The sequence below is a fragment of the Magnetospira thiophila genome (assembly GCF_054657015.1).
Map to the genome: position 1 here is coordinate 620,630 of NZ_BAAHXF010000002.1, position 25,295 is coordinate 645,924.

Annotated in this window: 21 protein-coding genes and 1 tRNA gene; 7 read left to right on the top strand and 15 right to left on the bottom strand. The window is 61.9% G+C overall.

The features are described from left to right. Nucleotides 1–80 precede the first annotated feature (80 nt). From clpX to ACYQ1P_RS12630, 4 genes are all read right to left on the bottom strand, one after another. The gene (clpX, locus tag ACYQ1P_RS12615) at nucleotides 81–1,349 is read right to left on the bottom strand and encodes an ATP-dependent Clp protease ATP-binding subunit ClpX (protein ID WP_460020699.1); all 1,269 of its coding nucleotides are present in this window, start codon (nucleotides 1,347–1,349) and stop codon (nucleotides 81–83) included. Between the two features lie 171 nt (nucleotides 1,350–1,520). After that, the gene (clpP, locus tag ACYQ1P_RS12620) at nucleotides 1,521–2,138 is read right to left on the bottom strand and encodes an ATP-dependent Clp endopeptidase proteolytic subunit ClpP (protein ID WP_460021649.1); all 618 of its coding nucleotides are present in this window, start codon (nucleotides 2,136–2,138) and stop codon (nucleotides 1,521–1,523) included. A gap of 82 nt (nucleotides 2,139–2,220) precedes the next feature. After that, nucleotides 2,221–3,642 (bottom strand): trigger factor, encoded by a 1,422-nt coding sequence (tig, locus tag ACYQ1P_RS12625; RefSeq protein ID WP_460020700.1) that lies wholly within the window; start codon nucleotides 3,640–3,642, stop codon nucleotides 2,221–2,223. Nucleotides 3,643–3,777: 135 nt separating this feature from the next. Then, nucleotides 3,778–3,862, bottom strand: a tRNA-Leu gene (locus tag ACYQ1P_RS12630). 171 nt (nucleotides 3,863–4,033) lie between these two features. Here ACYQ1P_RS12630 and ACYQ1P_RS12635 point away from each other — a divergent pair. Next, nucleotides 4,034–5,386: a protoglobin domain-containing protein gene (locus ACYQ1P_RS12635; RefSeq protein WP_460020701.1), complete on the top strand. Its 1,353-nt coding sequence runs from the start codon at nucleotides 4,034–4,036 to the stop codon at nucleotides 5,384–5,386. On the opposite strand, the gene ACYQ1P_RS12640 is transcribed toward ACYQ1P_RS12635, so the two are convergent. Further along, a complete protein-coding gene (locus ACYQ1P_RS12640) occupies nucleotides 5,383–6,831 on the bottom strand; it encodes an NAD(P)H-hydrate dehydratase (protein WP_460020702.1) in 1,449 nt (482 codons plus the stop codon). The genes ACYQ1P_RS12635 and ACYQ1P_RS12640 overlap by 4 nt on opposite strands. Nucleotides 6,832–6,946: 115 nt before the next feature. On the opposite strand from ACYQ1P_RS12640, the gene ACYQ1P_RS12645 reads away from it, so the two are divergent. Then, nucleotides 6,947–9,331: a PAS domain-containing sensor histidine kinase gene (locus ACYQ1P_RS12645; RefSeq protein ID WP_460020703.1), complete on the top strand. Its 2,385-nt coding sequence runs from the start codon at nucleotides 6,947–6,949 to the stop codon at nucleotides 9,329–9,331. Between the two features lie 96 nt (nucleotides 9,332–9,427). After that, nucleotides 9,428–9,745 carry a hypothetical protein gene (locus tag ACYQ1P_RS12650; RefSeq protein WP_460020704.1) on the top strand — a complete coding sequence of 106 codons (318 nt, stop codon included), beginning with the start codon at nucleotides 9,428–9,430 and terminating at the stop codon, nucleotides 9,743–9,745. On the opposite strand, the gene ACYQ1P_RS12655 is transcribed toward ACYQ1P_RS12650, so the two are convergent. The 10 genes from ACYQ1P_RS12655 to ACYQ1P_RS12700 all read right to left on the bottom strand — a co-directional run bounded on the left by ACYQ1P_RS12655 (nucleotide 9,746) and on the right by ACYQ1P_RS12700 (nucleotide 20,868). Next, a complete protein-coding gene (locus tag ACYQ1P_RS12655) occupies nucleotides 9,746–10,417 on the bottom strand; it encodes a tetratricopeptide repeat protein (protein ID WP_460020705.1) in 672 nt (223 codons plus the stop codon). It lies immediately after the preceding gene. A gap of 109 nt (nucleotides 10,418–10,526) precedes the next feature. Next, complete coding sequence (locus ACYQ1P_RS12660) at nucleotides 10,527–10,853, bottom strand: hypothetical protein (RefSeq protein WP_460020706.1); 327 nt, start codon at nucleotides 10,851–10,853, stop codon at nucleotides 10,527–10,529. Nucleotides 10,854–10,901: 48 nt separating this feature from the next. Continuing rightward, nucleotides 10,902–12,236, bottom strand: a complete 1,335-nt coding sequence (locus ACYQ1P_RS12665) for a dihydroorotase (protein WP_460020707.1) — start codon at nucleotides 12,234–12,236, stop codon at nucleotides 10,902–10,904. Further along, nucleotides 12,233–14,251, bottom strand: coding sequence for a bacteriohemerythrin (locus ACYQ1P_RS12670; RefSeq protein ID WP_460020708.1), 2,019 nt, complete (start codon nucleotides 14,249–14,251; stop codon nucleotides 12,233–12,235). Before ACYQ1P_RS12670 ends, ACYQ1P_RS12665 begins: the two co-directional genes overlap by 4 nt. Nucleotides 14,252–14,298: 47 nt before the next feature. Further along, nucleotides 14,299–16,068 (bottom strand): asparagine synthase (glutamine-hydrolyzing), encoded by a 1,770-nt coding sequence (gene asnB / locus ACYQ1P_RS12675; protein ID WP_460020709.1) that lies wholly within the window; start codon nucleotides 16,066–16,068, stop codon nucleotides 14,299–14,301. Beyond that, nucleotides 16,068–17,102 carry a glycosyltransferase gene (locus tag ACYQ1P_RS12680; RefSeq protein ID WP_460020710.1) on the bottom strand — a complete coding sequence of 345 codons (1,035 nt, stop codon included), beginning with the start codon at nucleotides 17,100–17,102 and terminating at the stop codon, nucleotides 16,068–16,070. Before ACYQ1P_RS12680 ends, asnB begins: the two co-directional genes overlap by 1 nt. After that, nucleotides 17,102–18,136 carry a glycosyltransferase gene (locus tag ACYQ1P_RS12685; protein ID WP_460020711.1) on the bottom strand — a complete coding sequence of 345 codons (1,035 nt, stop codon included), beginning with the start codon at nucleotides 18,134–18,136 and terminating at the stop codon, nucleotides 17,102–17,104. The genes ACYQ1P_RS12680 and ACYQ1P_RS12685 overlap by 1 nt, the downstream gene beginning before the upstream one ends. After that, nucleotides 18,137–18,901, bottom strand: coding sequence for a glycosyltransferase family 2 protein (locus ACYQ1P_RS12690; RefSeq protein WP_460020712.1), 765 nt, complete (start codon nucleotides 18,899–18,901; stop codon nucleotides 18,137–18,139). Continuing rightward, a complete protein-coding gene (locus tag ACYQ1P_RS12695; RefSeq protein ID WP_460020713.1) occupies nucleotides 18,891–19,847 on the bottom strand; it encodes a glycosyltransferase family 9 protein in 957 nt (318 codons plus the stop codon). The genes ACYQ1P_RS12690 and ACYQ1P_RS12695 overlap by 11 nt, the downstream gene beginning before the upstream one ends. Nucleotides 19,848–19,854: 7 nt before the next feature. Further along, nucleotides 19,855–20,868: a glycosyltransferase gene (locus ACYQ1P_RS12700; protein ID WP_460020714.1), complete on the bottom strand. Its 1,014-nt coding sequence runs from the start codon at nucleotides 20,866–20,868 to the stop codon at nucleotides 19,855–19,857. Nucleotides 20,869–20,977: 109 nt separating this feature from the next. Here ACYQ1P_RS12700 and ygfZ point away from each other — a divergent pair, with 109 nt between their 5' ends. The 4 genes from ygfZ (at nucleotide 20,978) to ACYQ1P_RS12720 (ending at nucleotide 25,233) form a co-directional block, all read left to right on the top strand. Next, nucleotides 20,978–21,865, top strand: coding sequence for a CAF17-like 4Fe-4S cluster assembly/insertion protein YgfZ (gene ygfZ / locus ACYQ1P_RS12705; protein WP_460020715.1), 888 nt, complete (start codon nucleotides 20,978–20,980; stop codon nucleotides 21,863–21,865). 38 nt (nucleotides 21,866–21,903) lie between these two features. Next, a complete protein-coding gene (locus tag ACYQ1P_RS12710; RefSeq protein WP_460020716.1) occupies nucleotides 21,904–22,524 on the top strand; it encodes a class I SAM-dependent methyltransferase in 621 nt (206 codons plus the stop codon). Between the two features lie 279 nt (nucleotides 22,525–22,803). Beyond that, a complete protein-coding gene (locus ACYQ1P_RS12715; RefSeq protein WP_460020717.1) occupies nucleotides 22,804–23,202 on the top strand; it encodes a hypothetical protein in 399 nt (132 codons plus the stop codon). Between the two features lie 48 nt (nucleotides 23,203–23,250). Then, entirely contained in the window at nucleotides 23,251–25,233 is a 1,983-nt protein-coding gene (locus ACYQ1P_RS12720) for a hypothetical protein (protein WP_460020718.1), read from the top strand. The last annotated feature ends 62 nt before the right edge of the window (nucleotides 25,234–25,295 follow it).

The following is a 25,295-nucleotide window of genomic DNA, read 5'->3' on the forward strand; positions in this document are numbered from 1 at the left end:
AGTATATCACTCACAAAGAAATGGCGTTGTTGAGCCGAGGCTTCAAGGCTGCGCATCACAAAAGAGCCGCAAAAAGCGGATCAGGCGCTGGTTTCCACCTCGTCCTGGCGGTCCGCATAGATGTAAAGCGGCTTGGCGCCGGAATCCACGACCTCCCGGTTCACCACGATCTCTCCGACCCCTTCCAGGGACGGCAGATCGAACATGGTATCAAGCAGAATCCCTTCCATGATCGAACGCAAGCCGCGAGCCCCGGTTTTGCGTTCGACGGCCTTCTCGGCGATGCCATCCAGCGCCCCGTCGGAAAAGTCGAGGCGGGTATCTTCCATCTCGAACAGCCGCTGATACTGCTTGACCAGCGCATTTTTCGGTTCGGTCAGAATGCGGATCAGGGCCGTTTTGTCCAAGTCTTCCAGCGTTGCCAGCACCGGTAAACGACCGACGAACTCCGGAATTAGGCCGAATTTCAACAGATCCTCGGGCTCCACATCGGCCAGCACTTCGCCGGTTTTGCGGTCATCGGGCGAGCGCACATCGGCACCGAAGCCGATGGACGAGCCCTGTCCCCGGGAGGAAATGATCTTGTCCAGGCCAGAGAATGCGCCGCCGCAAATGAACAAGATGTTGGTGGTATCCACTTGCAGGAATTCCTGCTGCGGATGCTTGCGTCCGCCCTGCGGCGGCACGCTGGCCACGGTGCCTTCCATGATCTTGAGCAGCGCCTGCTGCACCCCCTCGCCCGAGACGTCACGGGTGATGGAGGGGTTGTCGGACTTGCGCGAGATCTTGTCCACTTCGTCGATATAGACGATGCCGCGTTGCGCCTGTTCGACGTTGTAGTCGGCGGCCTGCAACAGCTTGAGAATGATGTTTTCCACGTCCTCGCCCACGTAGCCCGCTTCGGTCAGGGTGGTGGCGTCGGCCATGGTGAAGGGCACGTCGATGATCCGGGCCAGAGTCTGGGCCAGCAGGGTCTTGCCGCAACCGGTCGGCCCGATGAGCAGAATATTGGATTTGGCCAATTCCACATCATTGCTCTTGGAGCCGTGGTGGAGCCGTTTGTAATGGTTATGGACGGCCACCGACAGCACCCGCTTGGCGCGCGACTGACCGATTACGTAATCATCCAGAACATCGTAGATGTCCTGCGGCGCCGGGACGCCTTCACTGGATTTCACCAGGCTGGACTTGTTCTCCTCGCGAATGATGTCCATGCACAATTCGACGCATTCGTCACAGATAAACACCGTCGGACCCGCGATGAGCTTGCGCACCTCGTGCTGGCTCTTGCCGCAGAAGGAGCAATAGAGGGTGTTCTTGGAATCGTTGCCGTTGGTCGTCTTGGACATGGGATCTCCGATTTCGGAAGCGAGTGCTTATGTTAGCCGTTGTTCCCCTTGGGATACAACGCAAAAATCAGGCCGAGGACCTCCTCCTTGAAAGAGACTCCCGGACCGAAGCCCGGAAGATCCTCTTCAAATGGGAAGGGCCGATGCCTTTTTTAAGCCCCCAAAGGTCGATCAGGCACCGGAGCCGTTTTCGTCATCGGTCGCCGGACGCTGACTGACCACTTCGTCGATCAGGCCGAAAGTCTGGGCATCCGCCGCCGTCATGAAGTTGTCGCGATCCATGGAGTGTTCGATCTCTTCAAGGGTTTTCCCCGTATGAGTCACATAGATCTTGTTCAACCGCTCACGCAAAGCGAGGATTTCGCGGGCCTGGATTTCGATGTCCGCCGCCTGCCCCTGAAAACCGCCGGAGGGCTGGTGAATCATGATCCGGGCATTGGGCAGGGCATAGCGCCGACCAGCGGCCCCGGCGGTCAACAACAAAGACCCCATGGAGGCCGCCTGACCGATACAGACCGTGGACACCGACGGGCGGATATACTGCATGGTGTCATAGATCGCCAGACCCGAGGTCACCACGCCACCCGGCGAGTTGATGTAGAAGGAAATGTCCTTCTTCGGGTTTTCGGATTCCAGAAACAGCAACTGGGCACAGATCAGGCTGGCCACGTCATCATGCACGGTGCCGGTGAGGAAAATGATGCGTTCCTTCAACAGCCGCGAATAGATGTCGTAGGCCCGTTCGCCCCGGTTGGTCGATTCAACGACCATCGGGACCAGGTTATTCATATAGATTTCAACAGGGTCGCTCACGGAACACACTCCTTTTCGGCGCCATCATCACCACTCCCAAGTCCTTGGGGAACCGTCCTCAGGACTCTTCCGCCCCGTCTTCATCCGCCTTCTTTTTGCGTGGTGCCGCTTTTTTCTTCGGCTTGCTCTCGGCCTTGGGCGTCTCGTCCTCGTCCGGGTCGCGCAGCAGTTCTTCCACCGAAACGGGCTTGTCCACCACGGTGGCCAGCTCAATAACGAAGTCACAGACCTTGTCTTCGAAGATCGGAGCCTTGATCTGCTCCATCATCTGGGGGTTCTGGCGATAAAAATCCATCACCATTTTTTCCTGTCCCGGATAACGGCTGGCTTCGCTCATTAAGGCCTTGGTCACGTCATCGGCGGTCACCTCGATGTGGTTGCGACGCCCCACCTCGGCCAGCAGCAGACCCAGACGGACCCGGCGCTCGGCAATGTCCCGATGCTCGGCGGTCACTTCGACCTCGGCTTCCGGCTCACCCTCGGCGGGAACTTCCGCGTCTTCCTCGGCCCGGGCCTCGTCAGCCAGGGACTTGGCCACGGCATTGGCCTCCGCCTCCAGCATGCCCTCGGGCACGGCAAACGAATGGCTTTCAGCCAGCTTGTCGAGCAGGGTCCGCTTCAGACGCATGCGGGAAATCGTGCTGAATTCCTTGCTCTGCTCGTCGCGGATGCGCTGTTTGAGATCTTCGAGACTGTCGATGCCCGCCTTCTTGGCCAGTTCGTCATCAATGGCCGCCGGAGCGGACTCACGGATTTCCTTGACCTTGACCTCGAACACGACGTCCTTGCCGGCCAGATTCTCGGCACCGTATTCCGCCGGGAAGGTCACCTTGACCTCCCTGTCCTCGTCCGCCTTGGCACCGATCAACTGATCCTCGAAACCAGGAATGAAGGTGCCGCTTCCGAGTTCCAGATTGTAATCCTCGGCCTTGCCGCCCGGAAATTCCTCGCCATCGAGACGTCCGGTGAAGTCGATGACCAGGATATCGCCGCTCTTGGCCTTGCGGGCCTTGCTGGTCACCGGCTGTGAGCTTTTGTGGGCCTCGGCCAGCCGTTCCAGGGATTTATCCACGTCGGCCTCATCCACCTCGACCACGAGACGTTCCAGGCTCAGGGTGGAAAAATCCACCGGCTCGAACTCGGGAAAGAGTTCCACCGCCATGGTGTATTCCAGATCCTTGCCCTCATCGAAGCTGACGATTTCGATTTTCGGCTGCATCACCGGACGCAAGTCATTATCGCGCACCGTCTGCTGCGAGCTTTCGTTGACCGCTTCTTCGAGCACTTCGCCGAGCACCGATTTGCCGAACCGCTGCTTGAGCAGCGACACCGGCACCTTGCCGGGGCGGAACCCGGGAAGCGATATGGTCTTGGCGGCATCCTTCAGGCGGATGTTGACTTTCTGGTCCAGCTCGGCCACGGGAACGACGATTTTGTATTCCCGCTTCAAGCCTTCGGCGAGGGTTTCTGTTACCTGCATCGAGATCTCTATGATTTTGGGTGGGACAATATTTCTCTCAGTGAACGCGGCGCATCTGGGACGCTCACGATATGTTTGTCAATGTTGGCCTGCGATGGCCCTCTTGGTGGTCGCCGGTCTAGGGATCAGCGGGACTGGTGCGGGCGAAGGGACTCGAACCCCCACGACTTGCGTCACGTGGACCTAAACCACGCGCGTCTACCAGTTTCGCCACGCCCGCCGGTCCGGGGGGGCCAATCTATACGAACCGCCGCCCCTGTCAACGACCGAGACGGCAATGGGCACAAGGGACTTACCAAGGGTCATGAAAAAAGAGTATACAGGCCTTGTCTCGTGGATCACGGGACATGGACAAGGTGCATGAAATTGAATTTCGAGGAGTTTCATCGGCATGACCGAGCAGCCCGTTTTTGTTACCAAAGAAGAATGCGACGAACGCATGGCGTTTATTGGGCTGGACGAAAAGACCAAGGAGACCCTACGCGAATTCAAGCCTGTCATGGAATTTCACATCGACGGGATCCTCGATGAATTCTACGCCCATGTGTTCACCTGGCCCGAACTGGCGGCCCTGTTCAAAACGCCGGAGCATCAGAAACGTGCCCAAGGCGGCCAGCGGGCCCATTGGGTGGGCAATATCTTCAATGGGGATTTTGGAGAAAAGTATCTCAAGGAAGTCGTTGCCATCAGTCATGCCCACGAGCGGATTGGTCTGAATTTTCGCTGGCACATCGGGGGCTACTGCCGAATTCTCAACGAATTGACGGCCGTTGCCGTTCGAACCTATCGCAAAAAGCCGGAAAAACTGATTGAAGTGCTGCAAGCCATCAACAAGGTGGTGATGCTGGACCTGGATCTGCCCATTTCCGTCTATACGGATTCCACGCGCCATAAATTCGATTCCACCTTGTCCAACCATGGCGACCGCTTCGAAAGCAATGTCCATGGCATGGTCCAGGTGGTGGCCTCGGCGGCAACCGAATTGCAGGCCACGGCCCAGGCCATGACGGGCACCGCCCAGTTGACCTCTGAACGGGCGACCGCCGTCGCCGCCGCCGCCGAGGAAGCCGCCACCAACGTGCAGACCGTGGCCGCTGCGGCCGAACAGCTTTCCGGTTCCATTGGCGAAATCAGCGCGCAGGTGGACAAGTCCTCGCAGATTGCCAGCTCGGCGGTGATCGAGGCCGACAGGACCAATGAACAGGTGCGCGGACTGGCCAGCGCGGCCCAGAAAATCGGCGAAGTGGTCAATCTGATCAATGACATCGCCAGTCAGACCAATCTGCTCGCCCTCAACGCGACCATTGAGGCGGCGCGGGCCGGAGAAGCGGGCAAGGGATTCGCCGTGGTCGCCTCGGAAGTCAAGAATCTGGCCAGCCAGACGGCTAAGGCCACCGATGAAATCGCCCGCCAGATCGCGGATATTCAGGCCGCCACCCGCGAGGCCGTCGGGGCCATCCAGGGGATCGGCAATACCATCGGAGAAATCAACAGCATCAGTGCCTCCATCGCCGCATCGGTGGAGGAGCAGGGCGCGGCCACCCAGGAAATCGCCCGCAACGTGGAACAGGCCGCCGCCGGAACCATGGAAGTCACCTCCCATATTGTCGAAGTGACCACGGCCGCTGATGAGACCGGCCACTCAGCCTCCCAGGTTCTCAACGCCTCTCGGGAACTTTCCACCCAGGCCGAGTCCCTGACCCAGGAAGTGCGCCATTTCCTGGAAGATCTGCGCCAATTTTAACGCAGGTCGCAGAGGATGTTTCCGACCGACGGCGGCAGATCCTCGGCAATCAGCCCGCCGCTGACGGCCCGGGCGGACTGCCCCAGCACCCAGGTCCCGGCGCAGGCCGCCTCGAAGGCGGGCATGCCTTGGGCCAGCAGCCCGGCCACGAGACCCGCCAGCACATCGCCACTGCCGCCGGTGGCCAGACTCGATGGTCCCGCCGTGCAAATTACCGCCCGGCCATCGGGCGCCGCGACACAGGTATCGGCCCCCTTCAGCAGCACCACTGCCCCGCAGTGACGGGCAGCGGTGCGGACGCGGGTCAGCTTGTCGCCGCTGAGATCGAACAGCCGCCTGAACTCCCCCTCGTGTGGAGTCAACACCACATCCGGCCGCAAGCGGCCGAACAGTCGGTCGGGCTGCTCGGCGAAGCTGCTCAGGGCATCCGCGTCGAGAACCAGAGGCCGGTCGCTGTTCAGGGCGACAGTGACCCGGCTCCTCGTCCCCTCACCCACACCGGCCCCCGGCCCCAGCAAAACCGCCGTTACTCGGGAATCCGCCAAGATTGCGCCGAAATCCGCGTCGTCCGGACAGGACCGCACCAGAATCCCCGGCTGGTCGGCCAGATAGGGAAAAAGCATTGAGGGCGGTACGGCGAGGCTCACCAACCCGGTCCCGGCTCGGCGCGCAGCAGCGGCGGCCAGACGCGCCGCGCCCGTCATCCGCCCGCCGCCCTGAATGATCAGGTGGCCTCGGGTATATTTATGGCTGTCGCGCCCGGGCCGGGGCAGCGCCGCCTGCCATAGACGCGGATGGTTGTGCCATTGGCGCGGCTTGAGAGTTTCCAGGACGGAGTCGGGAATGCCGATGGGGGCCACGGTCAAAGCGCCGCAATAATCCCGTCCGGGCTGCAACAGATGACCGGGTTTCGGCCTAAAAAAGGTCACCGACGCCACGCATCGGGGGGCACAGCCCAAAACCGCGCCACTGTCCCCGGCAATGCCGCTCGGCATGTCCACCGCGACACAGGGCAGACCTCGGCGGTTGATCTCGTGGACCGTCGCCGCCGCGGCGGCGTCCAGCGGGCGCGTCAATCCGGCACCGAACAGCGCATCCACCACCAAATGACAACGGTCGAGGGCCTCAGGGCCCAGCGGCGACACCGGCCCTGTCCATCGCTCGGCCATGCGGGCCGCGTCACCCTTGAGGGCCGACCGCTCCCCGAGCAGGGCCACGCGCACCGGCCAGCCCTGTCGGGCCAGCAGGCGGGCCACCACGAAGCCATCGCCGCCATTGTTGCCCGGCCCACAGAGCACCAACAACGGACGGGGTTTCCACCCCTGACGCAGGACCCGCGCCACGGCCCATCCGGCGGCTTCCATCAGTTGCACGCCGGGGATGCCCGAGGCCATGGCCAGACGGTCCGCATCATACATCTGGGCGAGAGTCAGAATTTCGGTCATGCGGGTCACTCGGGTTTCTGTTGCAGGGATATGGGAACACAGGTAGCCCTCTCTGGCAACCGGCGGGCGGGCCGTGTAGACTTTCCGCGTTGTTCTCCAATGGCATTGAGTCTCCATGAAAATCAGACCGGATTCCAAACTGCTGATCGGGACCACCGTGACCATTGCGCTCACCGCCCTGGCCATATGGAGTTTGGTGACCTGGATATCGGCGCAAAAGGAGATGCAAAAAGAAATGCAGGAGCTGGCCAATCGGGCCGCCCTGCCCTTCGATATCCTGCTGGATGAAACCGCCACGCAACTGGCCCGGCTTGAACAGGTCAACAGTCTGCCGGAACTTTTTGAACTCGGGGGTCGCCCGGGCCGCATGGCCGGCTACAATCCAGAAATCGTGCTCGGGATTTACACCCCCTCCGGCAGGCGCCACCTCAGTTCGGCGGCCCTGTTCGACCAGCCCTCCCCGGCCCTCAAAAAAGCCTTTGACGAGGCCCAACAGAGCCAACAGGACAGCTTGTGTCTGCTGACCGCCTGGAATGGTGCCGCCTATATCGGCGTTGTCCGGCCGCGCATCACCCAGGACGGCGAGCTTGAGCGATTCAATGTGTACAGCTTTGCCCTGGAGAAAATGCAGGACTGGGGCGAAGCCCTGGATATCAAGGACAACATCAGTCTTCGCTTGCTGACGTCAAAGGGGAGCACGCTGATGCAGCTGGGGCCTCCTCCGCTCACCGATCCGGTCATTGGGGTTTCGCGCATTCTCGGCAATTTCGAGCTTCGCCTTTCCCTGACCGCCGACAAACGCGCCGTGCTCTCCCATTGGGTCCGCCACAAACTCTCCGGCCTGTTGCCGGTGGCCCTGGTGATCGTGATCGCCAGCGGCGTGATCTTTTTCATGGTCAAGCTCTACAATCGCGAATTTCGCCACCAGGAAGAGGCCACCGCCCTGCGCCAGGTGCATATGGCGCAGCGGGAACAAGACCGTCAGCGGCTGGTCGATGCGGTGAACAGTCTGTCGGAAGGCTTCGCCCTGTGGGATGTCGATGACAAACTGGTTCTCGGCAATACCCCCCTGCATTTTTATTTTCCGCGCGAAGTGGTGGGAGATCCCCTGGGCCAGACCTTCGAGACCCTGTACAGCAAGATCATCGCCAGCGGCTTTATCCCCGCCGCCCGCGACAAACCGCAGCAATGGCTTCACGAGCGTTTGAAGCAACATCTCAAGCCCAGTGGGTCCTACGAAATCCGTCTCAGCAACGGTCGCTGGGTGCGCATCACCGAACGCAAGACCCGCGAGGGGGGAATCGCCGCCACCTACACAGATATCACCCTGGAAAAGGTCGCCGCGGAACGCATCCGCAAGGAAAAGGAAACGGCGGAAACCTACCTGGCGATAGCTGGCACGATCATCCTGGCCCTCGATTCCTGGGGCCGGGTGACGCTGATCAACCGCAAGGGTCGGGAGATTCTTGGTCGCCCGGAAAGCGATATCATTGGCCGGACATGGTGGGATCTGGCGCTGCCGCAAAAGGACCGGTCCAAATTCACCGAAATGTACACCCAAGCCATGCGTCAGGAGTCGGCGCTGCCGGAATATTTCGAGAATGAGATCGTGACCCTGGACGGCTCGCGACGGCTGATCGCCTGGCACAATGCGGTCATTCCCGACCGCGAGGGGCGGACCGCCGGATCGCTCAGTTCCGGTGAGGACATCACCCATCGCAAACAGACCGAACTGGCCTTGCGTCACGCCATGCAGGCCGCCGAATTGGCCAACCGGGCCAAAACCGAGTTCCTGGCCACCATGAGCCACGAATTGCGCACGCCGCTCAACTCCATCATCGGCTTTTCCGATATCCTGGCCAACGAGATGTTCGGCCCCCTGGGACAGCCGGATTACCAGCAGTATTCCAAGGATATCAACGAGTCCGGCAAGCACCTGCTCGACCTGATCAACGATATCCTGGATATCGCCCGCATCGAATCCGGCGGCATGGTGCTGCGCGAGGCCGGAATCGATGTGGGTCGATTGATGCAGAGCACCATCCGCATGGTCCATGAGCGGGCCGAACATGCCGGGCTGATTCTGGAATTGGTCGATGCCCTGCCGAAGCCCACGCCAATGCTGTTCGGCGACGAACGACGCCTCAAACAGGTGCTGATCAACTTGCTGTACAACGCGATCAAGTTCACACCCTCGGGAGGCACGGTGACCCTGGTCGCCGGAATGGATCGGGAAAGCCGTTTCTATTTCCAGGTCACCGATACCGGAATCGGCATTGCTCAAAAGGATCTGGAGCGTGTCCTGTCGCCGTTCGGGCAGGCCGACGGATCGTTCAGTCGCCCCTATGAAGGTGCGGGTCTGGGCCTGCCGCTGAGCAACAATCTGGTTGAACTGCACCAAGGCACCCTGCTCCTCGACAGCGCTCCCGGCGAAGGCACCACGGTGACGGTCCGTCTTCCCGCCAACCGCACCACCTTCCTGAAAACCGATGACGGTTGAACGTCGCCCGCAGTATGGGCTTGACTGTATGCCCGCCCTCACTTAGAACAATGCATGAACATATGAGGTTTTTAGCCGTCTGTCGGAGACTCCTTCATGGCCCAAGTCGCATCATATCCCTGTCCGATCCATTTGTTGCCGCAACCCGAACCCATCGAGGCCGTGGCGCGACGCCCCCAGGACCCGCCGGTCATGATCCGCCGACGGGGGCGCATCCACCGCATTGCCCGCAGCGATGGACTGGCCGGTCCGTTCCCGGACGGCGGCACCAGACAACCAACATCCGGCAGCCCCCGCCGCAGCCGCGACTATTTCAGGCTGGAAGATCAGAACGGACGGCATTTCTGGGTGTTTCGCGAGGGACTGCCGCGCCCGGAGGTATTCCCCCAATGGTTCCTGGAAGGAGAGTCCTGATCAGGGACGAAGGGCCCGCCGCTGGATGGACAATTCATGCGCCCGGGCCTGCTGCTCGGGTGTGAGCAGTCCAATCAGGGCGCGGTTCAGGTCCTGATATCCCGGCACACCGGCTCCGGCCAGATGAGTCCACATGAGCGCCTGGATCAACTTTTCGGGCTCTTCCGGGTCGCGCGACAACAGGAAGGCCATGCGCAGGGCCGCCTGATCCAGGCCTCCGTCATAGGCGGCTTCGTACCAGGAAAGGGCCGCAACCTCATCGCGCGGCACGCCCGTGCCGTTTTCCAGCATCACGGCGAAATTATAGGCCGAGTGGATATCGCCATTGCCCGCCGCAAGGGCGGTCCAATGGGCGGCTTGCTCCACGTCCCGGGGCACCCCCTGCCCTTCGCCATAGAGGGCGGCCAGGCGTTTCTGGGCGGGCAGGTAGCCCTGATTGGCCGATTCCTCATACCAATGAAGGGCGGCGCTCAGATCCACCGGCACCTGCACGCCGCGCTCCAGACGCACCGCATAGAGAAACTGCAACTTGGGATTTCCGCCCTGCGCCGCACGGGCGTACCACCCAAGCACCTCCGACGGACCGGTAGGCGGCGGCGGCGTTTGCGCCTCGGCCACCGCGCCCAGGAGTGCGCCCCACAGGCCGATCAACAGGGAGAGTTTTCGGGTCACGCGCAGACCTCATCGTCATGTGCGTTCAATGTACCTGAAAGTCAGGGGAATGCAAAACCCGCACTAGGGCAGAAATTGCCCAGGCCCGGCAATGTTGACCGAGGTCGGGTCACTCCCCATAAACCTGAACCAGGGTCCCGCCCTCCGGCACAGGCTCCGGGGTCATGACATAGTAGCCCGCCGGATAAGGGGCCTTGGGTTCCGGCACATCAACCGGTTCCGGGGCGTCATAGCGGCTGGGATGGGGGCCGTAGTAATTCACCAACTGCCTGGAATCCCTGAAATTAGGCTCCCGCTGGCAGGAAATCTTCCCGAGGGAATGGTAACAATAAAGGGGCTCGAAATCGGCCACGCCCTCCTCGTAGGCATCCACGTAACCACAGGCGCCGAGTGCGCCGACCGCCGCCAACAAGATCCAACCCAGTGCGTTTTTCATGTCTGCCTCCTGTCCGAGTCCTTGCGAGAGATGCAAGGCGGAGGCCAACTACGACAGGCATTCCTGATAGCGAATGGCCGCGCCGATGGGATCTCCGAGCACCTGACCATCGCGCATCACCACATGGCCCCGGACCAGTGTCGCCTCCGGCCAACCGGTAACCTTCATGCCATCAAACGGCGTCCAGCCACAGCGCGAGACAATCCACTGATTGGTGATGGTCCGTTGCGCCTTGAGGTCCACAATGGTGAGATCGGCATCGTAGCCAAGGGCAATCCGCCCCTTGCCCGCCACCCCGTAAAGACGGGCCGGACCGGCGCTGGTCAGATCGACGAATCGGGTCAGGCTGAGGCGTCCCGCATGCACGTGATCAAGCAGGATCGGCACCAGGGTCTGCACCCCCGGCATGCCGGAGGGACTTTTCGGATAGGCCTGGGCCTTTTCCTCCAGGGTATGGGGGGCGTGATCGGAACCGATGCAATCCACCAACCCCTGATCCAGGGCGCGCCAAAGGGCATCCCGGTGCGCCGTTTCACGGATCGGCGGATTCATTTGCGCCAGCGAGCCCAGGCGTTCATAGGCTTCCGGGGCGCTGAGGGTGAGGTGCTGCGGCGTCACCTCGACCGTCGCCAGATCCCGATAATCGGGCAGGATTTCCATCTCGTCGGCGGTGGTCACATGCAGCACATGGACGCGTCGTTGGGTGCCCCGGGCCAGTCGCAACAGGCGCTCGGTGGCCCGCCGCGCCGTCTCCGCGTCCCGCCAATGGGGATGCTGCGACACCGGCGCGCCGCCCTCGACCATGGCAAAACGCTCGCGCAGGCGCGGCTCGTCCTCACAATGCACAGCCACCCGGCGGGTGCCATTGGCCAACACCTGGGCCAGGGTGGCGTCGTCCTCGACCAGCAGCGAGCCGGTGGAAGACCCCATGAAAACCTTCACCCCCGCACAAGCGGGCAGCCGCTCCAATTCAGCCAGTTGTTCCACGTTCTCAGCCGCCGCGCCGACGAAAAACGCCATGTCGCACCAGGCCCGCCCCTTGGCCCGCCGCGCCTTGTCGGCCAGTGCCGCCGCAGTGGTGGTATTGGGCTTGGTGTTGGGCATTTCCATCACCGCCGTGACCCCGCCGAGCACCGCCGCCATGGTGCCGCTGGCAAAGTCCTCCTTATGCTCCAGGCCCGGCTCGCGCATATGCACCTGAGAATCGATGACCCCCGGCAACAGGTGCAATCCCCGCACTTCAAAGCGCGAAACCGCTGCGTCTTGATCCAGAGCACCGATGGCGGCAATGCGGCCGTCCCGAATGCCGATATCGGCCCGCGCTTCCCCGCCCGGCAGAACGCAGGTGCCGCCGTGCAGAATCAAGTCATAGGGGGGGCTCATGATTTCTCCGCATCGTCGGCGGCATCGGTGCGGCGGACCAGGTCCTGAATCGACACCATCAGGGATTCCATATCGGCCAGCTCCGCCAAACCATCCATCTCAATGGGCTCCAGGGGCTCGCCGATGTCGTCCTCGCGGCGCAGCTCCTCCTCGATCGGCAAATCATCGCCGGCGGAAATTTCCACAACATGGTCCAAATCCTCCGGATCTCCGGTGGCCGATTCCACCTCCTCAAACCCCCTGACGATCGAATCCAAATCGGAATCTTCTTCATCTGACAGATTTAAAATATCTTCCAACTCGTTGTCATCAATTGGGGATATGTCCTCATCATCCTCCAGGAGAACGGCATCTTCCGTATCAAGTCGCATGGACGCATCCAGGTCCAAAACATCGTCCAGGGAGTCCTCGAATTCCGGTTCCAGGATTTCCTGCGCCGGGGAGTCGTCCTCCGCCTCCCGGACCAAGGTCGCGGCGTCGGCCCGCGCCCGTTCGGAGGCCGCGACGGCGCCGGAATCGGACAGTCTTTCGAACAGGTTCTCGCTGTCATCTTCCAATTCGTCATCGGAGAAGAACAACGACTCCGCGGCCATCGCCGCCAGATCATTGCCGCGCACCAGCGGGGCATAGGCCATGTCTTCCTTGAGGATATGCTGCACCAACCAAGTGCGCAGGAAATTATACATCAAATTCAGATCAACCGTTTCCGGCTGAATATCGAACTGCTCCTTAAGCGAAAGCACCACATCCTTCAGGTCGTCGTGGTTTTTCAGATGAGGCCCGATTCCCTCGTAGCCGACAGTTTCCATCACCCGTTGCTCGCGCTCGAAATGGTATTCGGTATATTCGACCAGAGCATTGAGCACGCTGCCGACCGTATTCTCCCGCTCCTCTCCATTCTCGCTGTCTTGGGCCTCGTGCAACTCGTTGATCAAGCTGATCATCACTTTGTGATCGTTATCAATGGATTCCAGCCCGACACTCATAGAGTCCTTCCAGTGTATCAGGGCATCATCCAGTGCCTCGTCGGCGGCCTCGTCCTCCGCTTCCAACGGTTCCGGTTGCTCCAACGAGGGCGCGTCGTCATCGACCAGGAACAGGTCACTATCCAGATCGAGATCGGATTCATCCAGCAGGTCTTCCTCGGTTTCGTCGTCGTCGTCCTCTACCACGGGGCGGCGCTCATCGGTGTCTTCAAGTAGGTCCTCATCGAAAAAGTCGTCGTTGTCCGCCACCTCATCCGGTTCGTCCGGCGCACCTTCGGTCAGGTTGGCACCGCTGTCCCAGTCGGACATGCTGTTGCTGTCTGATTCGACGGTGCGAATGGGCAGGATGGCCTCCACCCCCGGCGACAAATAGGGCACCCAGTCCGGGTCCTCGTCGCGAATATGTCCGTCAATCCAGGCGGCCAGCGCATCGAGCAGATCCTCGGGATCTTCATCGGCCCCATGATGACGGCGCAACAGGTTGAGAAAATCCTCGTGCTGTCGCTGCTGGTCCTCACTGGCCGGATAGTTGCCGTAATCCAACAGCCCCTCTTCGCGGGCGAAATTATAGATGCAGTCCTCGATCATCTCGCCAAGCAGCGTCTGAAAGCCCTCCCGGTCGCCCTCGGCGGCCAGGGCTTCCAGCCGCGAGGCCTGATCCACCAGCACACGATGTCCATCGTCCACCGCCTCGACACCCAGCGACAATCCCTCATCCCAGACGAAACGAGTCGCCTGCGGGATCGGGGCCGCCGGGGCTTCCGTCTGGGCCAGGGCTTCCGGCAGCATCCACCATTCCTGATAGACGTAGGTATCCCCCTCGCGCTCAAAGCCGATGACGCTGACCCCGTTGGGATGCAGCGATATGGTGCTGTTGTGCAGAGGCCGCGCGGCGGGAGTCTCGGGACTGCTCCAGGCGAAGGTGCTCTGGTTGTGAGTCTCGAAATAGACTCCATGGCATTCGCGGGGATTCTTGAGCGGTTTCCCGTTTTCCCGCTGAACGCGAAGCGTGAACAGAAGTTGCGGCATATGGACAGCCTCCCTCGGCACGGATGAAGGTTGATTGTGCAAGGGTCTCAGCCCGTTGACAAGCACTCCAGCACATCCGGCCCCGACTCTCTGCCCAAAACATGCCTTTGATGCCATAAAGCGGCGAATAACAGGGTCCAGGCCGCCTTGCCCTGGGCCGGATCGGCGGCGGCGAACAGCGACCGCACCACCTCGGGGTGACAGAATTCGGCGATACCCGGTTGGCGGGCCATCGGTTCGGCCAGTTGTTTCCCTCGCGCAGCAATCCATTCCCCCACCGGCACGGTAAATCCGCGCTTGGCGGCAAACGGATCACTGCCGGGCAAATGCCGGGCCAGCCACTGGCGCAGCAGCCACTTGCCCCGTCCGCGACGGGTTTTCAGATTGTCCGGCAGTCGAAAGGCGAAATCGGCCAGCGGCAGATCGAGAAACGGCACCCGCCCTTCCACCCCATGGGCCATCAGGCAGCGGTCCAGCTTGATCAGCAGATCATTGGGCAGCCAGTCCGCCCCATCGGTGGCCTGCGCCCGTTGCAGGCCGCTCAGTCCGCCCGGCAGGCTGTTCTCGCTGGCGGTCAACCCGTCCCGCCAGCCGCGCGGCTGGCGCAGAATGCCCAATCCATCGAGAATCCCCTTGCGCCGCATGGGTTTGGTCAGCGGCCAGGGGCGGCAGGCGGCACGGTAGCGGCCATAGCCGCCGAACAGTTCGTCCCCCCCCTCGCCGCTCAACACCACCTTGAGGCCGTCAGCCCGGGCGGCGGCGGCCAGTTTATAGGTCGGCAGGAGGGCGTAATCGGCCACCGGATCGTCCAAGGCGTCGGCCACGGCAGGCAGCAGGGACCAGAAATCCGCCTCGTCGAAGCCCACCTCGACCGCTTCCGCGCCGGTGGCCGCAACGGCTTTTTTGGCACTTTCACGCTCGTCACGGGCCGCCGTGCCAGGGAAATAGGCCGTATAGGCGCGCACCGGTCGCTCATTGAGCCGCGCCATCATCGCCAGCACTGCCGAGGAATCGATGCCGCCCGATAGAAACATCCCATAGGGCACATCGGAACGTTGGTGCTGCCGCACGGAATCCTCGAACAGATGATCCAGTCGGGCCAGCATTTGCGAGTCCGAATCCGCCGGGCGCGGCGGCTGCAACGGCAGTGCCGCCACATGGTGACGGGCGACAATCCGCCCCTCGCGTACCACCAGGGTTTCGCCCGGTGCCAGCCGCCGGATACCGCCCCAGGGAGTCCCGGTCCCGGTGGTAAACTGCAATTGCAGCAATTCGCGCATTTTTTGCTCACCGACTCGGCCGTTCAACCCGCCGCTGGCCAGCAAGGCCCGGGGCTCCGATGCGAACAGCAGGCCCTCCTCGGTTTCCGACACATAGAGCGGCTTGATGCCGAACGGATCGCGGCTCAAAACCAACAATTCCCGGACCGGATCATGCAGGGCAATGGCATACATGCCGCGCAAATGGCGCGCATAATCGGTCCCGAGACGGGCATACAGATGCAGCGGCGGCTCGCAATCTGAGCGCGTATAGAAGGCCACGTCAGACAGATCTCGGCGTAGATCAAGGTCATTGTAGATTTCACCGTTGGCAACCAGAGTCAGGCGGGACTCAGCGGGACCCGGCCCAAACAGCGGCTGGTCTCCGGTCTCCAGATCGACAATCGCCAAACGGGTATGCAGCAATCCCACATTGCCCGCCACATGGGTGCCCTGCCCGTCCGGACCGCGATGCCCCAGACAGGCCCCCATACGCGCCAGAACCCCTTCGTTCACGGCGCGGCCCGGTCGGGTCATCATGCCGGCCAGCCCGCACATCAGCCGCTAACCTTGCGGAAGAAGTCCATGTAGCGCGCCACCACCGAATCCTCAGAGAAATCCTTTTCATATGCCGCACGGCCCTGCACGGATAATGCTCGTGCAATTTCAGGCTCTTGCAATAGATAGTTCATGGCCTGGGCCAAGGAAGAGGCGTCTTCGACCCCGACCAACAGCCCAGTTCGTTCAGGCGCGATCAGGGCGGACGGCCCCTGACTGGCCGCAGCGATCACCGGCACCCCCTGCGCCCAGGCTTCCAGCACCACGTTGCCCAGCGGCTCGTGACGGGACGAACAGACAAACAGATCCACCGCCGCGAACAGGGCCGGAATATCCTCCCGCCAGCCGAGGAAGCGGACCCGCGGCAGGACCCCCAAATGACCGGCCAGAGCCTCCAGGGCGGCCCGTTCCGGGCCTTCTCCGGCCAGCCAGAGATAGGCCCCGGGCACCCGGGTCAACGCCCGAATCAACACGTCAAACCCCTTGTTTTCATGCAGGCGGCCCAGCCCGAGGATCACCGGCGCCCGTTCGGGGGTGGAATATTCGCGCCGCGACAAGGGCGGCTGGCGTTCGGTCTGGACGAAATTGGGCAGATAATGGGCCCGCTCCCGGGGCCACCCCTCCCGCACCAGATAGTCCACGATATCCTGGGTATTGCCGATCAGGTGGTCGCATTGACGGTAATATTTGAGGTCATAATAACCGCCCAGACGCGCCACATGAACAAACCCGCCCCCATGCACCTTGGAGGGACAAAAGGCGGTCGCCCGGTTCATCCAGGTCAGCACGATGTCCGGCTGAAAGGCATTGATTCTGCGCCGGAAACCGAGTCGTGTCCGAAGATCCAGCAGCCCGCCGAATGGCAGTTCCGTGACCGTCGCCCCGGCCTGCCGCAACCGGTCGGCGCGGCGCGGATGGGTGCGGATGAGCAGTTCCTGCTCAATGCCGGTTTTCTGCAACGCCTGGGCCAGCCGCACGAAGAAGGCTTCCGCGCCGCCAACCCTGGCCCCGGCCATGGCTTGGATCAATCGCATCAGGGGAGAAACTCCTCGAAGGCCTCGGCGGCCTGGACCCAGCCCCAGGACCGTTGCAGCGCCAAGGCGGCGTCATGCTGGGTTTGCCAGTGTTCCACATTGGAAAGAAGGTCGATGGCGGCGGCGGAAAAATCGGCAGCGTTACAGACCACGGCGCCGGTGGTGCCATGACGCACCCGCTCGGCCATGGAGCCTAAATCCTCAACCACCGCCGGAACCCCCATCGCCTGCGCCTCGCCGACCGCCAGGCAGTAGGTCTCATTGAGATCGCCGCGATAGAGCATACAGCGGGCGGCCCGGAATTCTTCCACCAGTTGGCTTTTGGGCACCGGGCCACGCAGCACGACGCCCCGATCCGCCAGGGCCTCGGCCTGGGCCAACACTCGGTTCATGGCCTCGGCCTTGGCATCGCCCACCGACCCGTAGGTGGCGGCCCCGGCGAATACATGCAGTTCCGCATCGGGCACGGCGGGCCGGATATCCGACTCCCAACGCTCCAGAATCCAGTCCAGGGAACGCAGCGGATTGGAGGTGAAGACGGCGCGCGGCGGCGGCGTCCCCGCCCCCGGCGCGGCAAGGCGGAATTCGTCCGGCGTGCCGTAGGGAATGACCTTCCGCCCGCCGTCCGGCACCCATTCGGGACAGGTGGTGGCGTGATAGCTGCCGATGAAAACGATCACCGGACGCCATTTCCAGAGTTTATGCAGATAGCGCCATTTCAGCAGATATTGTGCCGGATTATGAATCCAGAACAAACGCCGCTTGGCTCTGGGAAGCAAGGGAATCAACTTGTCGCCGCGATTGGCGATATAGAGATCCGCCGTCTCGGGCAGTCCTTGAGCGATCGGTGCCCAGTCGACGCCGTTATGAAGGATCGGCGCGGCGCATTTGTTGCGCACCAACACCTCATGGCCGCGCGCCGCCAGGGTCTCGCAGAGATTGACCACCGAGGATTCGACCCCGCCCAGGGGCTTTTGACCTGGCGTGGTGCCATCGAATTGAATGCCGTCGTCGGCCAACACGATCCGCGCCACTCAGTGGTCCTCCAGCTTGGCTTTCAGGTGGGCCAGCAGCGGATACAGGCCCGCGAACAGGGCGATGATCAGCCCATAGCCCCCTTCCTTATACCCCTTGCGCGAGACGTAGCATTTGAAAAATCGCGACACCAGACGACGCAGATTGTTGGCCGTGGAGCCTATCTGGCCGCTGTCGCGCAAATCCTTGGCCCGGGCCGTGGAATAGGCATCCAGGCGGCGGATCATATCGGAGATGTTGCGGTCCACGTAATGGTTCAGCCGCTGGGTCAGCATCCTGCCCCGCCGTCCCGACCAGATGAGCGAAGGATGCACCCGCTGCATCCCCCAACGCTTGACCGTCCGCCGGAACAGCCCCGGATAGGCCGCCTTGCCGAACGAGGCCCCCCAGCCATGACGCACCAATCGTTCGCCGATGTAGTTATCCACCGGAATTTCGTGCCAATCGGCATCGGTCTGCTCGATCACCCGGCGGATTTCTTCGGCCAGGGCCTGCGGCACCTGCTCGTCCGCATCCACTTCCAACACCCAGTCACAGCGGCAGGCGTCGATCCCGGCATTGCGCCGCGCCCCCTCCAGATCCCAGCTTCCTTCGAGAAAGTGGCGGGTATAGACGGAGGCCACCTCGCGGGTGCGGTCCGAGCATTTATCGAGCACCACGACGATTTCGTCGGCGAACTCCAAACGCTCCAGACAAGCGGCAATCCGCGCTTCCTCGTTATGCGCCACCACCAGGGCGGACAGGGTTTGCGGTTTATCGGTCATGACCGACCTTCTCCCACAACTCACGCACGGCCTCTTCCACCAGATCGACGCTCAACGGCCCCATCAGAGATCCGGTATTGCGATGATCGAAGTTCTCGGGAAACATCTTATCCCAGGCCATGGGCGGCCGCACATAGGCGCAATGGTCGCCCCAGGGATAATAATGATACTCCGGCGTTGGACCGAACAGCCCCAACGTGGGCACCTTTGCCGCCGAAGCCAGGTGCATCAGCCCGGAATCGTTGCCGATGTAGAAGCTACAGCGGGTCAGACAGGCCGCCACTCCCAACAGATCCAGACGACCGATCAAATCAATGCGCCGCGCCTCGGGAATGGCGGAAATCAGCGACAACACGGAGATCCGCTCGTGGTCGGCCCCGAACAGGGCGATCCGCGCCCCGGGCCAAAGCCCCTCCTTTCCCGTCAAGCGCTCGATCAATTGGATAAACCGTTCCGGCGGCCAGGTCTTGGCGATCCAGTTGGCGGTCGGCCCCAAGGCCAGAACCGGTGTCCCGCTGGGAATCAAGGACTTAGCCATATTCAGGTGGGCCTCGGACAGCCACACCGTCGGCGCGGCGGGGGTCTCCAGGCGCAACACTCGGGACAACTGCACGATTCGATGATCGTCGCTTTTGTCGCGCCCCATGCGGAAGCTTTTTCCGGCCAGCAAAGCGTAGGTCAGCGGCGCATTGCGCAGATCTACCAAGACATTCCAATAATGCCCGACACAGAGCCCCCACAGTCGCAACCAGTGCAGCGAGAACGCCATTTTGTCGAGCACGATCAGCCGTTCCAGCCCCGGCACCGCCTCGAACAGTGAGGCCGCCGCCGGACCACAGGCGACGGTGATTCTGGCTCCGGGGTGGCGCTGAATGAGACTCTCCAGCAGGCCGGTGGACAGGATGGCGTCGCCGACCCGGGTCGAGGTGACGAAAAGGATCCTCACGCGCCCCTCACCGCCAGACCTCTTCGAACGCCGCCGCCGCCGCATCCCAATCGGGCTGGCGCTGCCGTTCGATGGCCTGGGCATGCAGCGAGTCATAGAGACTGCCGCCGCTCAAAAGGTCGAGAGTCAGATTGGCGAAGGCCTCATCATCGGGCACCATGTAGGCGGTCTCGCCATTGCGCACCCGCTCCGCCGTCGCCGGTCCGGCAAACGTCACCGCCGGACAGCCGCAGGCCTGCGACTCGGCCAGGGTCCAGGGAAAGATTTCATCGTCGGCACGCGGATAAAGGTGCACCCGCGCCGACCGGTAGGCCTCGGCCATCACCGCCTCGGTCCCAGGCATTTCCACATCGACCCCCTGCACTCGGGCCTTTTTCACCTGGGCCAGAATGGAATCCAGGGCCTTGTCCACCGGTGCGCCCTGCAAGGCCTTGTAGAGGGAGGCGGAATAGAGCTTCAGCCGGGCCTCGGAACGGCGGGCCTGGATTTTGCCGCACCAGACCTCCAGAATGCGGTCCAGGCCGCGCAGAGGATGGGTGGTGACAATGGCCGTCGGTCCGATGGCCAGCCCGTCCACGTCGGCCAGGAACGGCGCGCCAAGCCCCGGCGTCACGACGGTTTTCCGCAGTTCCAGGCGACTGTCGAAGGTCGCCAGATGGGTCTTGCCGAGAAACACCAGTTTCGGCTTGTGCCGGATCAGCGTTTCCCGTGATCGGGGCTTGTTGAGAAATCCCGCCGGATGGGCCAGCCACAGCACCTTGTTGTAGACCTCGGGCATCTCGTCGAGCAGCGCCGGACGGCGGAAGGCGATCAGCAGATCGGCTTGCGGCGGGCGCGGCAATTCCCAGGGTATCCAGGTTACATTTTCGATTTGCACCGTCTCTTCGGTGCGGGTCACGGCGGTCACGTGATGGCCGCGTCGGGCCAGGGCCGCCGCCAGACCGGCAAAAGCCCTTTCCGGCCCGCCCAGGGGGCGTTCCGACGCGGTGGCCCCATCGAAGGGAACGGAATCGTCGATCATGGTAATCAGCATCAGGCGGTTATACGGGGCTGTTGCCCTCTTGCCAACAGACTGCCGCAGGCCCACCTTTGCGGTAACTTGGAAAGATCAAGACGAAGGAGCGACCGTCATGGCCGACAATCTGTATGTTCCCTTGGAGTCCCGGGGGGTGGTTCTGCTCACCGGCCCCGACCGGGTGAGCTTCCTGCAAGGGTTGGTATCCAACGACGTGACCAAGGGAGCTCCAGAAAAGGCATTGCATACCGCCTTTCTGACCGCTCAAGGCAAATATCTGCACGACTTCTTCATCGCCCTCGATGGCGAAGTCATGATGCTTGATGTGGAGAAGGAACGCCTGCCGGACCTGATGAAGCGGCTGAAGATGTACAAGCTGCGTTCGCAGGTCAATCTGACCGATGTCAGCGCCGATTACATGGTTGCCGCGATCATCGGTCCACAGGTGCCGCAGATCCTGGGACTGGCTGACGCGCCGGGCGCGGCCAAGGCCTTCGGGCGTGGCGTCGCCTTCATGGACCCGCGCCTGGCGCAGGCCGGTGCCCGCGCCCTGTTGCCGCGCGCCAACGGCACCGCCACTCTGGATGCGGCCGGATTCACACTGGGCACCATGGTTGACTATGAGCGCGTCCGCATCGCCCTCGGCCTGCCCGACGGCAGTCGGGATCAGGTGGTGGACAAAGCCCTGCTGCTGGAGAATGGTTACGACGAATTGGGCAGCATCGCCTGGGACAAGGGCTGTTACCTGGGGCAAGAACTGACCGCCCGCACCCGCTACCGGGGCCTTTTGAAAAAGCGGCTGATACCGGTGGAAGTGGAGGGTCCGATGCCTGAACCGGGAACCCCGGTGACCCTCGACGCCAAGGAAGTGGGGGAAATCCGCTCCGGACAGGACGGCGTCGCCCTCGCCCTGATGCGCCTGGAAGCCCTGGAAACTGACGGAACCTTTATGGCCGGAGAAGCCCAGGTGACGCCACGCAAACCCGCCTGGGCCTCGTTCTGAGCCCCGCCGAGACCATACCCCCGCCCGACGGGCGGCTGTTGCAGCCAGTGGTCGCCGCCTATCGGGCCAGGATTCGCGACCACGGCGCCACCCCGCCCGGCGTCGTCTGGCGCTCGGAACGGCGACAAACGGACCGTTTCGCGGTGCTGCTCGACATCATTTCCGAGAGCGACCGGCTGCGCGATCTGACGATCAACGACCTGGGGTGCGGCTATGGGGCGTTGCTCGATTACACGCGCCTCCATACGGATTTGCGACTCCGCCGCTACCAGGGCTACGACGCCTGCCCGGAAATGATCGACTCGGCCCGCCAACGGCTGGGCGAGTCGGACTCCATCCGCCTGGAAGTGGCCAGTCAGGCCACATGCCCGGCCGATTACTCCCTGGTTTCCGGCACCTTCAACCTGAAGGTTTTCGCCCGCGACCGGGAGTGGGACGCCTATGTCAAAGACAGCCTAGTGGCTCTGTGGGCGCAATCCAGGAAAGGTATGGCCTTCAATTTGTTGAGCAACCGTTTCGGTCAATCGGATGGCACATTGTTCCTGGCCGACCCGGGGGACTATGTGAATTTCTGCCTGCGCCGCCTGTCGGGAAACGTGGTGCTGCGCCACGACTACATGCCCGACGATTTCACCCTCTGGGTGCTGCGCGAAGAATGAGCCCCAAGTTAAGAAAAGACGGACCATGAGATCCGTCTTTTCCGGCGTGGTTACTCCGCCAAGCCTACAAATCCGTCACGAGGTCCCCCTCTTCCGAAACTTGGGCGGGACGGCCACTTTCCTCCCCTACTTGGGCCCCTGCGCGAAATTTTATTTCGCATTGGGAGCCATTATATTAGCCCTTCTTTCGTCCCAGGTCACGAAAATTTTACTTTTCAAAACGTATTAAATGAATTCTGTGGCATGATGATCCAATAGCGATCCCCATAGGAGACCCCCATGTTTCTGCGCGGCCTGTTGATACTCCTTGCCATCGCCAGTGCCTCGCAGGCCCTGGCGCAATCGACGTTGCAGGTCTCCCGGCGGGATTGTCAAAGCCTCGTCGAGCACCGCCCCTCCGACGACGTGACCTATCGGCCCGGTGTCGATGTCCGGGGCCGCCCCGTGGCCCCGGCGGACCTCAATGGCGGCTCCCCCCTCCAATTGCCGGAGCGGATCAACATTCCGATCACCATTGATCTGGCGGAACGCTACGGATTTGACGACCGGGGCATGGGTGCCTCCACCACCCTGGGCACGGTCTCCGTTCGCGGGGGACAGGCGTTCTGGAACGGCAAGCCGCTGAACGGAGGCGATCAGGCGGCCATCGCCGAAGCCTGCCGCAAGGCGGGATATTGATCAGAGCCACCAATCAGAATTTTTCCTTTGTCGTTTCAGGATACCGGCATGGCCTTGTCCATTTTAATCCTCTTCGTGACAAGCCTGGGACTGGGCCTGTGGTTTCGAGTCCCGGGGCTGGGGACTCGCCTGTTTCTCGGCACCGCACTGCTACCTTTTCCTTTATTCCTCATCAGTGACATTCTGGGGCTCGGCCTCACGATCGCCGCCTGGGCCGTTCTCGGGTTCGCGTCCCTCGGACTTCTGTACCATCTGCAACAAGCCATTCGTCTGGCCCTGGACGATTCCGAATATGCCCGCCGCTGGTTCCGAGAACTCCCGACCCCGGCCCTCTGGCTTCCCCTGTTGATCCTGGGGGTTTTGGCCACTGAGCCTGGCTATTCCTATATTCCGGTGCATTGGGACGAGTTTACACGGTGGCTGTTATGGCCAAAGCTGCAATTTCTCACCGAGCAGGTCTGGGACAGTCGCATGCCCTACGCGACGCCCGGTTATACGCCCGGCTGGCCGTTGCTAGTCGTTTTCCCTCAGATGTTCCATGCGTCGTTCAATGAATTCCGCTCCGTCGCCGCCGGGGTGGTCCTGACCGGAGGTCTGCTCGGGCTGATTTATGATGCCATCGTGACCGACCGAAATTCAGTCATTACGCGCATCCTGGCGTCAGGCGCCCTGCTCTGGCTGCTCTTTATTCCAGCCTTTGATGAGATCATCCCCTCGGAAATTCTGCTTGAACCGATCTTCACCAAGTTGCTGATCGAGCCCATGCAGATTTGCCTGAATGTCGGCTTCCTGGTCCTGCTCTACCGGTCGTCCCAGGCGCCGTTCGGCAGCCGTTCCCAATATTGGCTGGCCGGAGCCGCGGGAGTGGCGCTCGCCGCCGGATATTTCACCAAGGGAGCGATGATACTTTTTGCCCCCGTCTCGGCACTGCTTTGGCTCTGGGTTGTATTCCGGGCACCTGAAAACAGGCTCCGCCCGGCGTTCATGCTGGGACTCCTCTCTTTCGCGCCGCTGCTCGTCGTTTTCAGCATATGGCAGGGGTTGTTTCCCCCCGAGCAATCCTGCATGACCAGCCCGACCGCCTTTCTGGCGAGCCTGCTTGACGGTGTGCAGCAGCCCATATCCCTGAGCGACTTCGGGCAGCAAAGCCTGATTTTCCTCGAAAGCTTCACGTCCCCCCCAGCCTTTTTCCTGCTGATGTTGCTCCCGGTTTCCCTGTTGTCTCGGTCCCTTCGCCCTTTTGCCCTGGTCGTTGTTGGATGGGGGGCGACCTATGTCACCGTTTTGTATTTTTCCTACGCCGGATGTTTTGGGGGATACGAGCAATCCATACTCGCCTCCCTGGAACGCTACCTGGCCGTTCCGTACAAGACCGCGCTGATGATCAGCGCATTCCTGCTCGGTCTCTGGCTGCGTGACATGCCCCCCCCTTTCGGACAAGCCCTGTCCAAACGGGCTGCCCTGGGCCTCGGCGGACTGGCCTTGGCCCTGCCCCTTTCGGCGGCGGTTCATCTGCACCAGGATTCCGCCTATCGCCTCCAACGCATGTCGGATCGTTTTTCGGCTCCGACACAATTGCGTTTTTTCGCCGCCGCCATGCAAACCGGACGCATGATCCGGGACATCGCCCGCGAACGCCATTTGGAGCGCCCCCTGGTCCAGATCATCACCCAGGGCAGTGACGGACGGGAACTGGCGGCCCTTCAGTATATGCGGGTCCCGGAAACCCGGGGCGACCAACTGTATCTGTTCTACACGGCCGCCAGCCACAGTTGGTCCCCCCAACCGGGGAATCCCTTCGCCCCCCAAGCCACGACACAGCAAATAACCGACGCGATGCTGGCTGCGGATATCGTCTGGCCGTTCCGCCTTGATCCCTGGACGGGAAATATTATCAACAAGATGACTTTTGATTCTCAATGCATGAATCATCCCCAGGCTTTTCTCATGGTCAAACGTCCCAAGCCGCAAAACGACCACGACCTCTTTGCCTGTGTTCTGAATACTTATCTGGTCGGAAAGGCCAACTGAGGCGGCGTTGACCCTCACCGTTTTACGTCCCAAATCGGTGGATTTTTCAACCGTTTCACCGT

Excerpts from the sequence above, each read along its gene's own strand:
- ACYQ1P_RS12715 (WP_460020717.1), top strand. The coding sequence starts at position 22,804 with ATGTTTCTGCGCGGCCTGTTGATACTCCTTGCCATCGCCAGTGCCTCG.
- clpX (WP_460020699.1), bottom strand. The coding sequence starts at position 1,349 with ATGTCCAAGACGACCAACGGCAACGATTCCAAGAACACCCTCTATTGC.
- ACYQ1P_RS12650 (WP_460020704.1), top strand. The coding sequence starts at position 9,428 with ATGGCCCAAGTCGCATCATATCCCTGTCCGATCCATTTGTTGCCGCAA.
- ACYQ1P_RS12660 (WP_460020706.1), bottom strand. The coding sequence starts at position 10,853 with ATGAAAAACGCACTGGGTTGGATCTTGTTGGCGGCGGTCGGCGCACTC.
- ACYQ1P_RS12690 (WP_460020712.1), bottom strand. The coding sequence starts at position 18,901 with ATGACCGATAAACCGCAAACCCTGTCCGCCCTGGTGGTGGCGCATAAC.
- ACYQ1P_RS12670 (WP_460020708.1), bottom strand. The coding sequence starts at position 14,251 with ATGCCGCAACTTCTGTTCACGCTTCGCGTTCAGCGGGAAAACGGGAAA.
- ACYQ1P_RS12700 (WP_460020714.1), bottom strand. The coding sequence starts at position 20,868 with ATGATCGACGATTCCGTTCCCTTCGATGGGGCCACCGCGTCGGAACGC.
- ACYQ1P_RS12640 (WP_460020702.1), bottom strand. The coding sequence starts at position 6,831 with ATGACCGAAATTCTGACTCTCGCCCAGATGTATGATGCGGACCGTCTG.
- clpP (WP_460021649.1), bottom strand. The coding sequence starts at position 2,138 with ATGAATAACCTGGTCCCGATGGTCGTTGAATCGACCAACCGGGGCGAA.
- ygfZ (WP_460020715.1), top strand. The coding sequence starts at position 20,978 with ATGGCCGACAATCTGTATGTTCCCTTGGAGTCCCGGGGGGTGGTTCTG.
- tig (WP_460020700.1), bottom strand. The coding sequence starts at position 3,642 with ATGCAGGTAACAGAAACCCTCGCCGAAGGCTTGAAGCGGGAATACAAA.
- ACYQ1P_RS12680 (WP_460020710.1), bottom strand. The coding sequence starts at position 17,102 with ATGCGATTGATCCAAGCCATGGCCGGGGCCAGGGTTGGCGGCGCGGAA.
- asnB (WP_460020709.1), bottom strand. The coding sequence starts at position 16,068 with ATGTGCGGGCTGGCCGGCATGATGACCCGACCGGGCCGCGCCGTGAAC.
- ACYQ1P_RS12665 (WP_460020707.1), bottom strand. The coding sequence starts at position 12,236 with ATGAGCCCCCCCTATGACTTGATTCTGCACGGCGGCACCTGCGTTCTG.
- ACYQ1P_RS12635 (WP_460020701.1), top strand. The coding sequence starts at position 4,034 with ATGACCGAGCAGCCCGTTTTTGTTACCAAAGAAGAATGCGACGAACGC.
- ACYQ1P_RS12645 (WP_460020703.1), top strand. The coding sequence starts at position 6,947 with ATGAAAATCAGACCGGATTCCAAACTGCTGATCGGGACCACCGTGACC.
- ACYQ1P_RS12720 (WP_460020718.1), top strand. The coding sequence starts at position 23,251 with ATGGCCTTGTCCATTTTAATCCTCTTCGTGACAAGCCTGGGACTGGGC.